The organism is Phyllobacterium sp. TAF24 (assembly GCF_052113785.1).
GTDB lineage: Bacteria > Pseudomonadota > Alphaproteobacteria > Rhizobiales > Rhizobiaceae > Phyllobacterium.
Map to the genome: position 1 here is coordinate 149,252 of NZ_JBFRDN010000003.1, position 15,536 is coordinate 164,787.

The 15,536-nt window shown below is 55.8% G+C and carries 11 protein-coding genes and 1 riboswitch; of the genes, 10 read left to right on the forward strand and 1 reads right to left on the reverse strand.

Translation table 11 applies throughout. The annotated features are described in order from the left end of the window. The first annotated feature begins 2 nt into the window (after positions 1-2). The 8 genes from AB4Y96_RS04190 to metH all read left to right on the forward strand — a co-directional run bounded on the left by AB4Y96_RS04190 (position 3) and on the right by metH (position 12,171). Positions 3-908: a heme/hemin ABC transporter substrate-binding protein gene (locus AB4Y96_RS04190; RefSeq protein ID WP_441915862.1), complete on the forward strand. Its 906-nt coding sequence runs from the start codon at positions 3-5 to the stop codon at positions 906-908. Continuing rightward, positions 905-2,026, forward strand: coding sequence for a FecCD family ABC transporter permease (locus AB4Y96_RS04195; RefSeq protein WP_441915864.1), 1,122 nt, complete (start codon positions 905-907; stop codon positions 2,024-2,026). Before AB4Y96_RS04190 ends, AB4Y96_RS04195 begins: the two co-directional genes overlap by 4 nt. A gap of 2 nt (positions 2,027-2,028) precedes the next feature. Beyond that, a complete protein-coding gene (locus AB4Y96_RS04200; RefSeq protein WP_441915866.1) occupies positions 2,029-2,820 on the forward strand; it encodes a heme ABC transporter ATP-binding protein in 792 nt (263 codons plus the stop codon). 50 nt (positions 2,821-2,870) lie between these two features. Continuing rightward, positions 2,871-3,097, forward strand: a riboswitch (cobalamin riboswitch). 104 nt (positions 3,098-3,201) lie between these two features. Beyond that, entirely contained in the window at positions 3,202-6,081 is a 2,880-nt protein-coding gene (locus AB4Y96_RS04205) for a ribonucleoside-diphosphate reductase subunit alpha (protein WP_441915867.1), read from the forward strand. Positions 6,082-6,133: 52 nt separating this feature from the next. Then, a complete protein-coding gene (locus AB4Y96_RS04210; RefSeq protein WP_113094948.1) occupies positions 6,134-7,273 on the forward strand; it encodes a ribonucleotide-diphosphate reductase subunit beta in 1,140 nt (379 codons plus the stop codon). Then, positions 7,264-7,488, forward strand: coding sequence for a hypothetical protein (locus AB4Y96_RS04215; protein ID WP_441915869.1), 225 nt, complete (start codon positions 7,264-7,266; stop codon positions 7,486-7,488). Before AB4Y96_RS04210 ends, AB4Y96_RS04215 begins: the two co-directional genes overlap by 10 nt. Then, positions 7,485-8,249: a precorrin-6A synthase (deacetylating) gene (gene cobF, locus AB4Y96_RS04220; protein ID WP_441915871.1), complete on the forward strand. Its 765-nt coding sequence runs from the start codon at positions 7,485-7,487 to the stop codon at positions 8,247-8,249. The genes AB4Y96_RS04215 and cobF overlap by 4 nt, the downstream gene beginning before the upstream one ends. A gap of 145 nt (positions 8,250-8,394) precedes the next feature. Next, complete coding sequence (metH, locus tag AB4Y96_RS04225) at positions 8,395-12,171, forward strand: methionine synthase (RefSeq protein ID WP_441915873.1); 3,777 nt, start codon at positions 8,395-8,397, stop codon at positions 12,169-12,171. Here metH and AB4Y96_RS04230 read toward each other — a convergent pair. Next, complete coding sequence (locus AB4Y96_RS04230; protein WP_441915875.1) at positions 12,156-12,983, reverse strand: AraC family transcriptional regulator; 828 nt, start codon at positions 12,981-12,983, stop codon at positions 12,156-12,158. The two genes, metH and AB4Y96_RS04230, sit on opposite strands and share 16 nt — an antisense overlap. A 131-nt stretch (positions 12,984-13,114) precedes the next feature. On the opposite strand from AB4Y96_RS04230, the gene AB4Y96_RS04235 reads away from it, so the two are divergent. Beyond that, the gene (locus AB4Y96_RS04235) at positions 13,115-14,341 is read left to right on the forward strand and encodes an MFS transporter (RefSeq protein WP_113094952.1); all 1,227 of its coding nucleotides are present in this window, start codon (positions 13,115-13,117) and stop codon (positions 14,339-14,341) included. A 225-nt stretch (positions 14,342-14,566) separates the two neighbouring features. Further along, a complete protein-coding gene (locus tag AB4Y96_RS04240) occupies positions 14,567-15,448 on the forward strand; it encodes a helix-turn-helix domain-containing protein (protein WP_441915878.1) in 882 nt (293 codons plus the stop codon). The last annotated feature ends 88 nt before the right edge of the window (positions 15,449-15,536 follow it).

Genomic DNA, 15,536 nt, shown 5'->3' on the forward strand with positions numbered 1-15,536 from the left:
AAATGAACATGTTTTCCAGAAACCGAAAACTCCGCCTTGCTGCTTCGTTTGCCGGGTTGCTGACATTGTCTTTGTCCCATGGCATCGCTTCAGCAGAAGAAGTAACCGGACGCCTTCCCGATGCAAGCCGCGTGGTTTCCATCGGCGATTCCATTACTGAAATTGTCTACGCACTGGGTGAAGAAGGCCATCTGGTCGGCCGCGATCAGACAAGCACCTATCCGGAAGCAGCACGAAAATTGCCCGACGTGGGCTACATGCGTGCGCTTTCGCCCGAAGGCGTGCTCTCTATCAACCCGACGGCCATAATTGCCGTCGAGGGCAGTGGCCCGAAAGAGACGATCGACGTCCTCAAAAAGGCCAGTGTTCCTTTTGTTTTCGTACCTGAGGACTATACGGGGAAAAGCATTACTGCGAAAATCCGCGTCGTGGGCGCGGCGCTTGGCGTCGATGACAAGGCTGAAAAGCTGGCCGCGCAGGTCGAAAAGGATTTGCAGGCATCCGAAGACGCAACCAAGAACATCAAGAACCGCAAGCGCGTTTTGTTTGTGCTGAGTGCGCAAGGCGGCAAGATCATGGCTTCAGGCACCAAGACGGCGGCCAATGGTATTATAGCACTCGCAGGCGCTGACAATGCGATCACGGAATATCCGGGTTACAAGCCGCTGACCGATGAAGCAATCATCACCGCCAAGCCCGATGTCATTCTGGTCATGGACCGCGGCGGCGATCACTCATCCGACAATGCCGACCTTCTTGCCAATGCGGCGATATCAGCCACACCGGCTGGCAAGGACAAGAAGATCATTCGTATGGGCGGTCAATATCTGCTGGGTTTTGGCCCGCGTGCGCCCAAGGCAATCCATGAGCTGGCAGAAGCTATATACGGCGACGAACTAAGCCAATGAGCGAGGCAATCTTGAGAAAACCTGCCGTCCTTGCCTCCGCGCGGGGCGGCAAAAAACTGCGTCCGGATGGTGACAGATCTGCGCTTGCGCGCGCAGTCATTGCCTGTCTCGGCGTCGTGCTCATCGCCACTATCATTTTCAGCCTTGCCTTCGGCGCCTCCGATGCGTCTGTTATCGCTGTCGTAAAGTCCCTTATTTCAGGGGCTGACGGCACGGAAAGCGCACTTTCTGTCAGAGATCGCATCATTATCTATGATATCCGGCTGCCGCGCGTTATTCTCGGGGCATTGATCGGCGCTTCACTCGCCGTGTCCGGTGCAGTCATGCAGGGCCTTTTTCGCAATCCACTGGCAGATCCCGGCATTGTTGGCGTATCGGCGGGTGCGGGTCTGGGTGCAGTCAGCGTGATCGTATTGGGTGGAACCATTTTTGCGCCTGTTGTTGCTTTGTTTGGGCTTTACGCACTGCCGCTTGCTGCGTTTTTCGGCGCCTTGGCCTTCACCCTTGTTCTATACCGCGTGGCAACGCGGCGGGGGCAAACGTCCATCGCCACGATGCTGCTCGCCGGTATAGCACTTGGTGCCATGGCCGCTGCTTATATCGGGGTTCTTGTTTATGTCGCCGATGACAAGCAGTTGCGTGACCTGACATTCTGGAGCCTCGGTTCGCTTGCCGGTGCCAGCTGGATCAAGATTCTTGCGTCAGGGCCGTTGATTGCGTTCGCACTTGTTATTTCACCTTTCCTTGCCCGTGGCCTCAATGGTCTGGCATTGGGAGAGGCATCAGCCAGCCATCTCGGCATTCCCGTCCAGCGTTTCAAACACATTGCCATTGTCACAGTTGCGGCGGCAACAGGCGCATCAGTTGCCGTTAGCGGTGGTATCGGCTTTGTCGGCGTTGTTGTCCCACATCTTCTGCGCCTCGTAATCGGTCCGGATCATCGTTACCTGCTGCCAGCCGCTGCGCTGCTTGGCGCAAGCTTGCTGCTGATTGCCGATGCAGTGAGCCGCACAATCGTTGCCCCATCAGAACTGCCCATCGGCATTGTCACTGCTGCCGTTGGCGCTCCCTTCTTCCTATGGATATTGCTGCGTCGTCGCGGCATTCTGGACCTATGACCATGATCCGCGTTTCCAATGTCTCCGTGTCGCTTGGCCGAAGCAAGATTGTCGAAGACGTATCCTTTGATGCAGGGGCAGGTGAGTTCACCGTTATCGTCGGCCCCAATGGTTCGGGGAAAACGACATTGATGCGTGCTCTCTCCGGTGATCTGCCCTATGAGGGCACAATCAGCATCAATGGCACCCTGATCAGCCAGTTGAAACTCTGGCAGATGGCGGCTATGCGGGCGATCCTGCCGCAATCCACCTCGCTGTCTTTCCCGTTCACCGTGCGGGAAATCGTCAAGCTCGGAATGACCAGCGGCCGCTCCGGCGCGGCGCGTCATGCCGTGGATACCCTGCCGGATGAAGCACTCGAACGGGTCGACCTTGCAGGCTTTGGTGGGCGTTTTTATCAGGAACTCTCCGGCGGCGAACAACAGCGGGTGCAACTGGCGCGGGTTCTCTGCCAAGTCTGGCAACCGGTGCTTGATGGCCAGCCTCGCTTCCTCTTCCTCGATGAGCCGGTTTCCAGCCTCGATATCAAACACCAGCTCATTATCATGCAGATTGCCCGCGATTTTGCTGATCGTGGTGGCGGCGTCATTGCAATTCTGCATGATCTCAACCTCACATCCATGTTTGCCGACCGTATTGTGGTTATGCATGAGGGCCATGCTGATACTGTGGGAACACCGACGCAAGTCTTGACGGATGACCGCATCTTGCGTGTTTATGAATGTGCGCTCAAAGTGGGCGGTCTGCCCGGCAAATCCGTACCATTTGTTTTGCCTCAATCTGCGATCCTCTGAGTTAGCGAAGATATCGCCATCTACCTATTGACTGCAGATGGCGATTTGATACTAAATATAGATGTTATGGTTCTGCCGAGTCGCAAGACCGGGAGCTAAGAGGGAAGCCGGTGAGGTGTCGTTGACATTGATGCCGGCGCTGCCCCCGCAACTGTAAACAGCGAGTTGTTGTCGATAATGCCACTGAAGCCGCACCCTTAAGGTGCAATCGCTTCGGGAAGGCCGACACCAGCGCCGACCTGTGAGCCAGGAGACCTGCCCTAACATGATGAACGTCCACGGGCGGGGTGTCCCGGTGTGTCGCTTGCAATGGTCAGTTTCTGACCTGTTCTTTGCACGCGTGCGCTCGACCTTTGCCCCCAACATTTGGGGTATAAGCACATGTCTCTTTCTCTTGAAACCACCCGTACCGATGGTCACGCACCTGTTCGCGCTGGCGAAAAGCCATCATCCTCGACAGAACCCGGCTACCGCGTCATCCGCCGCAATGGTTCGGTGACACCGTTTGATCCCCTGAAAATCACAGTCGCCTTGACCAAGGCTTTCCTCGCGGTTGAGGGCAATATCGCCGCTGGCTCGCGCCGTGTGCATGATGTGGTTGAAGGTCTGACCTCAGACATCGTGACAACATTGAAGCGCCGCAGCAGCGAAGGCCGTCTGTTTCATATTGAGGATGTGCAGGATCAGGTTGAGCTTGCCCTTATGCGCAGCGAGAACCACAAGGTTGCACGCGCCTATGTTCTCTACCGGGAAGAGCGCACGCGGGAACGCGCCAAACTGGCGGAGCCAGCGGCCGAAATAGGCCCATCGTTCAGCGTTACCTTGCTCGACGGCACCAAAGCGCCGCTCGATGACATTCGTCTCGCCCGCATCATCAATGAAGCCTGTGAAGGTCTGGAAGGGGTCAGTGCCACACCCATTCTCAGCGAGACCCAGCGCAATCTTTACGACGGCATCACGCTCGATGAGCTGTCGCTTGCGCCTATTCTGGCAGCGCGCACGCTGGTTGAAACCGAGCCGAATTACTCCTTCGTTACCGCCCGTCTGCTCCTCGACAAGCTGCGCCGTGAAGCATTGAGCTTTGTCTTTGGCCGGGCCGAGCAGGCAACCCAGCATGAAATGGCGGAACGTTATGCAGATTATTTTCCGGCCTATGTAAAAGCTGGCATTGAAGCCGAACTGCTCGACCCGGAACTGGCTCGTTTCGATCTCAAGAAGATTGCCGCTGCCTTGAAACCGGAACGCGACCTGCAATTCCAGTATCTCGGCTTGCAGACGCTTTATGATCGCTATCTCCAGCAGACACGCGGCATCCGGTTTGAATTGCCGCAAGCGTTCCTGATGCGCGTTGCCATGGGACTTGCGATCCGCGAGATCGACCGCGAAGCGCGCGCCATCGAATTCTACAATCTGTTGTCGTCCTTCGACTTCATGGCGTCCACGCCAACATTGTTCAACTCGGGCACCTTGCGCCCGCAGCTATCCTCCTGTTTCCTGACCACCGTCGCCGATGATCTCGACGGCATCTTCAAAGCCGTGAAGGACAATGCCCTGCTGGCGAAATACTCAGGCGGTCTTGGCAATGACTGGACGCCGGTGCGCGGCCTTGGCGCCCACATCAAAGGCACCAATGGCGAAAGTCAGGGTGTGGTGCCATTCCTCAAAGTCGCCAATGACACGGCCATCGCGGTCAATCAGGGTGGCAAGCGCAAGGGTGCCGTCTGCGCCTATCTCGAAACTTGGCATGTCGACATCGAAGAATTTCTCGATCTGCGCAAGAATACCGGCGATGACCGCCGCCGCACCCATGATATGAACACCGCCAACTGGGTGCCTGATCTGTTCATGAGCCGTGTTGAAGCGGATGCGCAATGGACCCTGTTCTCGCCGGATGAGACGCCTGATCTGCACGATCTCTATGGCGCCGCATTCAAATCCGCCTATGAGGCCTATGAAGCCAAGGCTGCGCGCGGTGAAATTCGTGTGTTCCGCACCATCAGGGCATTGGACCTGTGGCGCCGTATCCTGACCATGCTGTTCGAAACAGGCCATCCATGGGTGACTTTCAAGGACCCTTGCAATATCCGCTCGCCGCAGGGCCATGTCGGCGTCGTACATTCTTCGAACCTGTGCACGGAGATCACGCTTAATACATCCAAGGACGAAGTTGCGGTCTGCAATCTCGGCTCCATCAACCTTGCCAATCACATTGGCAGTCAGGGCCTTGGTCTGGAACGTTTGGCCCGCACGGTCGCAACAGCGATGCGGATGCTCGACAATGTGATCGACATCAATTTCTACACCATTCCCGAAGCGCGCCATTCCAATCTACGTCACCGTCCCGTTGGCCTTGGGCTGATGGGTTTTCAGGATGCCCTGCAAGCCTTGCGCATTCCCTATGCATCCAATGAGGCCGTGGCTTTCGCTGATCTGAGCATGGAAGCGATTTCCTACCACGCCATTTCCGCGTCGGTGGACCTCGCCAGCGAACGCGGCAGCTATCCAAGTTTCAACGGCTCGCTCTGGTCAAAGGGTATTCTCCCCATCGACTCCATCGAACTGCTCGATCAGGCCCGCACAGCAGCCGGTGCCAAGCTTTCCATGGATCGCAGCACGACCCTAGATTGGGAAGCCCTGCGCAAGCGGGTGAAGAAGACAGGCATGCGCAATTCCAACACCATGGCGATTGCACCAACTGCCACGATCTCAAACATCTGCGGTGTCGCCCAGTCCATCGAGCCCGCCTATCAGAACCTCTTCGTCAAATCCAACATGTCCGGTGATTTCACCGTTGTGAATGCCGCGCTTGTGCATGATCTGAAGGCACGCGGGCTATGGGACGAGGTGATGATCTCGGATCTCAAATATTTCGATGGCTCGGTCGGCGAGATTGACCGTATCCCTGACGATCTCAAGGCGCTCTTTGCCACCGCCTTTGAAATCGACAGCGCCTGGCTGATCGCGGCAGCTTCACGCAGGCAAAAATGGATTGATCAGGCGCAGTCACTCAATCTTTATATCGCCAACCCAAGCGGCAAGAAACTGGACGAGCTTTATCGCCTCGCCTGGAACAGTGGTTTGAAGACCACCTATTACCTGCGCTCGCGTTCGGCGTCCCACGTGGAAAAATCCACGCTGAAAGGCACGGATGGCAAGCTGAATGCCGTCGCCGCCAAGCCGATTGCTGAACCCATCATTCTTTCGGAACCGGCGGGTAATGCCTGTTCCATCAACGATCCTGACTGCGAAGCCTGCCAGTAAGCGCTCATGCGCCTGCCAAACCACACTTTGCAATGAATTGAAGGAGACAACCATGCTTGACTGGACCAACACCGAAGCTGCCGCCAATGCGGCCCGCGCTATCCATCCTGCTCTCGCGCCCGATCAGGCGCCTGCGACCGACGCCACGGGTCTTGGCGATATCGTGCGCGGCGGTGGCCGAGTGCGTGTCGATGACAAGGCGATGATCAATTCGCGCGCCGATGTCAACCAGCTCCTGCCGCTCAAATATCATTGGGCCTGGGAAAAGTATCTCAACGGCTGCAACAATCACTGGATGCCAACAGAAGTCTCGATGCAGGCTGATATCGCGCTCTGGAAATCCAAGGATGGCCTCACCGACGACGAACGGCGCATGATCAAGCGCAATCTCGGTTTCTTTGCCGCATCGGAGTCGCTTGTCGCCAACAATATCGTGCTCGCCATCTATCGCCACCTGACCAACCCGGAATGCCGCCAATATTTGCTGCGTCAAGCTTTTGAGGAAGCGGTTCATACCCATACGTTCCAATATATCGTTGAAAGTCTTGGGCTGGATGAGGGCGAACTGTTCAACATGTACCGCGAAGTGCCTTCCATTACCGACAAGGCGGCATGGGCGCTCAAGCACACGCAGAACCTCGACAATCCGGACTTCAAAACCGGAACGCCGGAGATGGATCAGGCGTTTCTGCGCGATCTTGTCGCCTTCTATGTGATTTTCGAAGGCATGTGGTTCTATACTGGTTTTGCCCAGATTCTGTCGCTCGGACGGCGCAACAAGATGGTCGGCATTGCCGAGCAGTATCAGTATATCCTGCGCGACGAGAGCATTCACATGAATTTCGGCATCGACGTGATCAACCAGATCCGTCACGAAAACCCGCATCTGTGGACGAAAGCCTTTACCGAAGAGCTGCGCGGAATGATCAGGGACGCCGCCGAACTCGAAGCTTCCTATAGCCGTGATACCATGCCGCGCGGTTTCCTCGGGCTGAATGCTGCCTTGTGCGAAACCTACATGCATTTCATCGCCAATCGCCGCTGCGCCCAGCTTGGCCTCGCACAGGTCTTTGCCGATACGGATAATCCGTTCCCGTGGATGTCGGAGGCGATGGATCTGAAGAAGGAAAAGAATTTTTTCGAAACGCGCGTCATTGAATATCAAAGCGGCGGAGCACTGGCATGGGATTGATGAATACCACACCATTGCCAGAAGACGTATTCGTTGCCTGGCTGATGCAGCAACCGAAGAATGCTGATCTCGTGGCAGCAGCCAGCACCGAGGTGGCGCGTTTGCGCCGCCACGCGGGCCATCCGGGTGTCAAACGATTGCATGATCTCTTTTGTGCTCTGATCAGCGCAAAGGAAGCAGGGCTCCGGCCAAAAACATCGCAGTCGAAGCAATGAAACGGAAAGTGCTCATCATCGGCATCGGGGCAGGCAACCCTGACTATGTCACCATTCAGGCTGTGAACGCGCTCAATCAGGTCGATGTCTTCTTTATCCCAGACAAGGGCGTCGAGAAGGAACAGTTATCACGCATTCGCCGCGAGATCTGCGAGCGTTTCATCAGGGATCATGAGTATCGCATGGTGGATTTTGAAACGCCCGTCCGCCACAAGCCATCATCGACCTATCGCTCCAGTGTCGAGGATTGGCACGACAAGGTGGAAGCAACCTATGCGCATTTGCTGATGGAGGAGCTTGGCGATGATCAGTGCGGGGCGTTTCTCGTCTGGGGTGATCCATCTCTTTATGACAGCACATTGCGGATTCTGGATCGTCTCAATGCCAAGGGTGGCTTTGAACTCGAATATGATGTGATCCCCGGCATAACAAGCATTCAGGCACTGACGGCCAAGCACAAGGTCGTGCTCAATCGTATTGGTGAGTCCATCACCATCACGACAGGCCGCAAGCTGGAGGAGGGGTTTCCCAACAACTCCGAAAGCATCGTGGTCATGCTCGACGGCGAGGGCGCTTTCAGGAATATCAAGGAAGACGTGGATATCTACTGGGGCGCCTATATCGGAACGGAAGACGAGATTCTTCTGTCCGGCCGGTTGCGCGATGTGGTCGATGAGATCGAACGATTGCGCAACGTGGCGCGTGAACGAAAAGGCTGGATCATGGATACATATCTGCTGAAACGAACGGGTGAAAAATAGCCGTTAGGGACGGTTTTGCAGCAGCATGACAAGACGCCGCAGGTGCGACAGAATTTGCCGCCAATAGAATTGATTTGTTGACATAAAGATATCTTTATGTGAGTTTATGCCTCCCATCCCAAGATGGCCAAGAGGCGTTTGTACGATGAATATTGCAGTCGATAATCTGTTTGGTCCCATGGGCGCTCCGCGGGACGGTTCGGAAGTGTTTGAAGCGCTGACCAAGGCGGCGCAGGAACGCATCCTGATTCTCGATGGTGCTATGGGCACGCAGATTCAGGGGCTGAGCCTTAACGAGGATGATTTTCGCGGTGACCGCTTTACCGATTGCTCCTGCCACCTGCAGGGCAATAATGACCTTCTGATTCTGACCCAGCCACAGGCAATCGAGGATATTCACTACGCCTATGCCATGGCTGGCGCTGATATTCTTGAAACCAACACCTTTTCGTCCACGACCATCGCCCAGGCTGATTACAGCATGGAAGAGGTGGTCTATGAGCTGAACCGTGATGGCGCACGCCTTGCGCGCCGTGCCGCCATCAAGGCTGAACAGAAGGACGGCAAGCGCCGCTTCGTTGCCGGTGCGCTTGGACCGACAAACCGTACAGCCTCCATTTCGCCCGATGTGAACAATCCCGGTTATCGCGCCGTTACGTTTGATGATCTGCGCATTGCCTATGCGGATCAGGTGCGCGGTCTTATGGATGGCGGTGCTGATATCATCCTGATCGAAACGATCTTCGATACGCTGAATGCCAAGGCCGCAATTTTTGCGACGCAGGAAGTCTTTGAGGAAAAGGGTATTACCCTGCCTGTGATGATCTCCGGCACGATCACCGATTTATCAGGGCGCACATTGTCCGGCCAGACGCCAACCGCTTTCTGGCATTCCGTCCGCCATGCGGAGCCTTTTACCATTGGCCTGAATTGCGCACTTGGTGCCAATGCGATGCGCGCTCACCTCGCAGAAATTTCAAGCGTTGCTGATACCTTCGTCTGCGCCTATCCCAATGCCGGACTGCCGAATGAATTCGGTCAGTACGACGAAAGCCCCGAGGCCATGGCCGAGCAGCTTGAAGGCTTCGCACAGGAAGGCCTGCTCAACATCGTCGGCGGCTGCTGCGGTTCGACGCCGGAGCATATCCGGGCAATTGCCGAAGCTGTTGGAAAATATCCGCCGCGCCAGATCCCCGATATATCGATTCATATGCGCCTTTCCGGCCTTGAGCCGTTCACGCTGACCAAGGATATCCCCTTCGTCAATGTGGGCGAGCGCACCAACATCACCGGCTCGGCCAAGTTCCGTAAGCTGATCACCGCGGGCGATTTCGCAGCGGCGCTTGATGTGGCGCGCGATCAGGTCGCCAATGGTGCGCAGATCATCGACATCAATATGGATGAAGGCCTGATCGACAGCGAAAAGGCGATGGTCGAATTCCTTAATCTGATTGCCGCCGAGCCCGATATTGCGCGCGTGCCTGTCATGATCGATAGTTCCAAATGGGATGTCATCGAAGCTGGCCTGAAATGCGTGCAGGGCAAGCCGCTCGTCAATTCGATCTCCATGAAAGAAGGCGAGGAAGCGTTCCTGCATTATGCAAAACGCGTGCGAGCCTATGGTGCTGCCGTCGTGGTCATGGCCTTCGATACGGAAGGTCAAGCCGATACGCTGGAGCGCAAGGTTGAAATTTGTACCCGCGCCTATGAACTCCTGACCAAGGAAGCCGGTTTTCCACCTGAGGATATTATCTTTGATCCGAATGTGTTCGCCGTTGCCACCGGTATCGAAGAACACAATGGCTACGGCGTCGCCTTCATCGAGGCAACGCGGCAGATCACCGAAACACTGCCGCATGTGCATATCTCAGGTGGCATTTCCAACCTGTCATTCTCGTTCCGTGGCAATGAGCCGGTGCGCGAAGCCATGCATGCCGTGTTCCTCTACCACGCCATTCAGGTCGGCATGGATATGGGTATCGTCAATGCCGGACAGCTGGCGGTCTATGAATCCATCGACAGGGAATTGCGCGACGCTTGTGAAGATGTCGTGCTCAACAGGCGTGATGATGGAACGGAGCGGCTGCTTGATCTGGCCGAACGCTATAAGGGTTCGGCAGGCAAGGAAGCCCGCGAGCGCGATCTCGCCTGGCGCGAATGGAGCGTCGCCGACCGCATTTCCCATGCCCTCGTCAATGGCATCACCGAGTTTATCGATGTCGACACCGAAGAAGCACGGCTTGGTTCCGAGCGGCCGCTGCATGTGATCGAAGGCCCGTTGATGGCGGGCATGAATGTGGTGGGCGACCTTTTCGGTGCCGGAAAGATGTTCCTGCCGCAGGTGGTGAAATCCGCCCGTGTGATGAAACAGGCCGTGGCGCTGCTTCTGCCCCATATGGAAGCGGAAAAGCTTGCCAATGGCGGCACAGGTGAACGTGAAAGCGCGGGCAAAGTGCTGATGGCAACAGTCAAGGGTGACGTCCACGATATCGGCAAGAACATTGTCGGCGTCGTGCTCGCTTGCAACAATTACGAGATCATCGATCTCGGCGTTATGGTGCCTGCCACCAAGATTCTTCAGACAGCGAAAGAGCTGAATGTCGATATTATCGGGCTATCAGGGCTGATCACGCCCTCGCTTGACGAGATGGTGCATGTGGCTTCCGAGATGGAGCGGGAAGGCTTTAACATTCCGCTGCTGATCGGCGGCGCAACGACAAGCCGCGTCCATACGGCGGTCAAGATCAATCCGCGCTATCATAGCGGCCAGACTGTCTATGTCACCGACGCAAGTCGCGCCGTCGGTGTGGTTTCAAACCTGCTCTCGCCAGATGCGAAAGGCGGCTTCGTCGACAATATTCGCAAAGAGTACAACAAGGTTGCCGAGACCCATGCCCGCAACGAAGCCGACAAGCAGCGGCTGCCACTCGCAAAGGCCCGTGCCAATGCGCACAAGATCGACTGGTCTGGCTATGAACCGCCAAAGCCATCTTTCCTTGGAACGCGGGTGTTTGAGAATTACGATCTTGCCGAACTGTCGCGCTATATCGATTGGACACCTTTCTTCCAGACCTGGGAATTGAAGGGACGCTATCCCGCTATTCTCGAAGACGAACATCAGGGCGCAGCGGCGCGGCAGTTGTTTGCCGATGCGCAGGCCATGCTGACCAAGATCATTGACGAAAAGTGGTTCAATCCGAAAGCCGTCATCGGCTTCTGGCCAGCGGGCACGGTCGGCGACGATATCCGTCTGTTCACCGATGAGACGCGCGCGAAAGACCTTGCCACGCTCTATACATTGCGCCAGCAGCTCTCGAAGCGCGATGGTCGTCCGAATGTTGCCCTCTCCGATTTCGTCGCACCGGTAGACAGTGGCAAGCAGGACTATATTGGCGGCTTCGTTGTCACGGCGGGTATAGAAGAGATCGCCATCGCCGAACGTTTCGAGCGGGCCAATGATGATTACTCCTCCATTCTGGTCAAGGCTCTGGCAGATCGCTTTGCCGAAGCCTTCGCCGAATTGATGCATGAGAAGGTACGCAAGGAGTTCTGGGGCTATGCGCCCGAGGAAAGTCTGCAACCGACAGAACTGATCGGCGAGCCTTATCGCGGTATCCGTCCGGCACCCGGCTATCCGGCCCAGCCTGATCATACGGAAAAAGACACGCTGTTCCGTTTGCTCGATGCGGAAAAGCAGATCAATGTGCGCCTGACCGAGAGCTATGCCATGTGGCCGGGCTCATCGGTGTCGGGGATCTATCTCGCCCATCCGGAATCCTATTATTTTGGCGTCGCCAAGGTGGAGCGCGATCAGGTTGAGGATTATTCCGAGCGTAAGGACATGCCTGTTGAGGACGTCGAGCGTTGGCTTGGCCCAATCCTCAATTATGTTCCTGCGCCAAGGGCTCAAGCGGCCGAGTGAAGGTAATTGCGGGGAGGTGCTCCCAGCATACGCTTGAACATAGTGGTAAAGGCGGGAACGCTGTTATAGCCAAGGTCAAGTGCAACGCTCGTCACCGGCTCGCCTTCCGTCAAGCGCGGCAGGGCGGATAGAAGGCAGGCCTGTTGTCGCCATGTCGAGAGGCTCAATCCCGTCTCGCGCCGGAAAAACCGCGTAAACGTGCGGCGGCTCATACCCAAGCGATCCGCCCAATCATCAATATTGGTGCGCGGTGAAGGGTCTTTCAGAAAACTCCGGCAGAGCGCTGCAAGTCTCGTATCATCAGGAAAGGGCAGACCGAGCGGCTGCTCTTCCAGCATGGGAATTTCATGCAGCAGCAATCCCATCATATAGGTGGCGCGCGGGCTTACCTGTTCCTGCTCCGGTGAAGCAACCACTTCGCGAATGAGCGTGTCCATGAGAGGCGTCAGGCTGGTTACGTGCAGATGGCTCTTCAGCCCCTCAACAGCATCAGGCCGCACATAGATGGAATGCATGGCCACATCACCATGCATATCCACCGCATGTCCTATTCCGGCCGGAAGCCATAAAGCATGATGCGGCGGAACCATCCAGCGGCCGAACTTCGTTGTCACCATTGCAACACCGGTCATCGCGTGCAGAAGCTGCGACAGGCTATGGCGATGTTCAGGGATATGGCAGCCGGAAGGATAGTGCGCGAGGCCCGCAACAACATCGCCCTTGGATTGCTCAAGCCATTCAAGCCGTTGAAGGTGAAGCCGCAGAAAATCTTTTGCAAAGAAGCTTGCTTCAGGAAATTTCAGATAGAGCATCGGACTTGGCCCACTTGCGAAAGAAATAGACCAAACCACGAAGGCGGGTTCTGCGCAACAAGTATATCAGAGAGGTGAAGGGGACGCGGCGGTCGCGATTCACCCCCTCATTCTCCGATGGAACGCCCGATATGACCGATACGTCCTTGCCTTTGCAGCGCTCAAGCGCTGAAACCACCGCCTTCGCGATCATTTTCGCCGTCAGCTTCTGCCACCTGCTCAATGATATGATGCAGTCAATGCTTTCGGCTATCTACCCGATGCTCAAGACCAATTACGGGCTCGACTTCAAACAGATCGGTCTTCTTACCCTGACGTTTCAGGTCACTGCATCGCTGCTGCAACCCATTGTCGGCACTTACACCGACAAACGCCCGATGCCCTATTCCCTGCCTGTTGGCATGGGCTTTTCGCTTGTCGGCCTTGGCCTCCTGTCGATTGCCACGCACTATTCGATGCTGCTCATCGGTGCTGCCTTTATCGGCATTGGCTCGTCCATCTTCCATCCGGAATCGTCGCGCGTTGCTCGTCTTGCTTCCGGTGGACGCCATGGCCTTGCCCAGTCGCTGTTTCAGGTTGGCGGCAATTTCGGCACGGCACTTGGCCCATTGCTGGCGGCATTCATCATCCTGCCACACGGCCAGCAGAGCATTGCCTGGTTTTCTGCGGCTGCGCTGATCGGCATGATCATCCTTTATCAGGTCGGCAACTGGTATCAGCGCTATCGCGCCGCCAACTCGAAAAAGCCACCTGCAAGCCGCGCCCTGAAACTGCCGCGCCGCAAGGTGACAATGTCGCTGATCATTCTGACATTGCTTGTTTTCAGCAAGAACATCTATCTGGCCAGCATATCGAGCTACTACACGTTCTACGTGATCCATAAATTTGGCATCACCGTGCAACAGTCGCAGTTGATGCTCTTCCTGTTCCTTGGTGCAGCGGCTGTCGGTATCATTGGTGGCGGGCTGGTCGGTGACAAGATCGGCGTCAAGACCGTGATCTGGTTTTCGATCCTTGGCGTCCTGCCGTTCACGCTGCTGATGCCCTATGCCAACCTGTTCTGGACGGGGGTACTGACCGTATTCATCGGCCTCATCCTGTCTTCTGCCTTCCCCGCTATCGTGGTGTTTGCACAGGAACTGGTGCCGGGACGCGTCGGCATGATTGCCGGTATCTTCTTCGGCTTCGCGTTCGGCATGGCCGGGATTGCGGCTGCGGTTCTCGGTGTGGTTGCCGACAGCAAAGGCATCGACTTTGTCTATATGATCTGCTCCTACCTGCCGTTCCTTGGCCTCCTCACCATCTTCCTGCCGAGCATGCGTGAGTTGAAGGGAGAGTCGGTGCTCGCACCGGCGTAACAGGCAGCGCTATTGTTGCCCTAGGGCGACAGTCGTTGAAATAACAGATCACGACGACGTCAGGTCCGGAACAGTCATGTTTCGGGCCTGATTTCAATTGGATGAATGATTTCAACAGCTAAACATGATTTCTTTATTCACATTTTTATACTTAGTGCAAAACCTTCTGGAAGCGTTCTAAATCATTGTTGTTGCGCGCTATTTCACACCATATTATCCAAAAGTATGACGTTTCAACCGCGCATGAACACCAAGATCAATGGCTTTACAGTCGTGGGAGGCCTGCAGAGGCGTTCCTGGGACGGTATTGTCGCCGATCTTTTCAGTGTCGATTGTGCCCCCGATGCGAGTGGCCAATACCAAGCCCAGGATCCCAGGCTTTTCATCATCCTTGATGGGCTGAAGACCGGCACCTTCAATGTGAAACTGGACCCGAAAAGCAAAGATCTCGGCAGCGAGGGCGTTGCCAATCCCATGTGCTATGTTCCGGCGGGAATGCCGCTCTGGTCCCGTCTTGATGCGATCAAACATATCAGGCATATCGACCTGCATTTCGATATCAAAGCATTGGTTAAACGCTTCGGCGAAGATGTTGATCTGGATGTGATGGCCCAGCCACGTCTGATGTTTTCCGATGCCCGCATTCTGGCGCTCGCCAATCTCCTCGCAGGGGAATGCAACAATCCGGAACCATTGCACCAGCTCTACGGGGAGAGTCTGGCAATCTCCGTGTTCTCGGTGCTGTTCGACATCAAGGCCAAGGCGGAACGCAAGCGAAGCAAGCTTGCCCCATGGCAATTGCGCCGTGTGACCGATTATCTCGAAGAAAACTGGATGCATTCGATCCGTCTGCAGGAGTTGGCGGAACTGGCTGGATTGTCGCAATCGCATTTTGGCCACGCCTTCAAAGCCTCAACAGGCATGCCGCCACATCAATGGCAGATGAGCGTTCGCGTGCGGCGTATCGAGGAGATGTTGCTGCACTCGAACCATAGTCTCAATCACATTGCGGAACTCGCGGGCTTCGCCGATCAGGCTCACTTCACACGCGTATTTCGCCAACACACCGGCGTCACACCAGCCGCATGGCAGCGCGTACAGAAGTAACCGGCGGACTTTAGCCCAAAAACGTTCAAGAATCCGCGATTTCAGACAAGACCCCACTATATAGTTGAGTTAAATAATCATAATATCT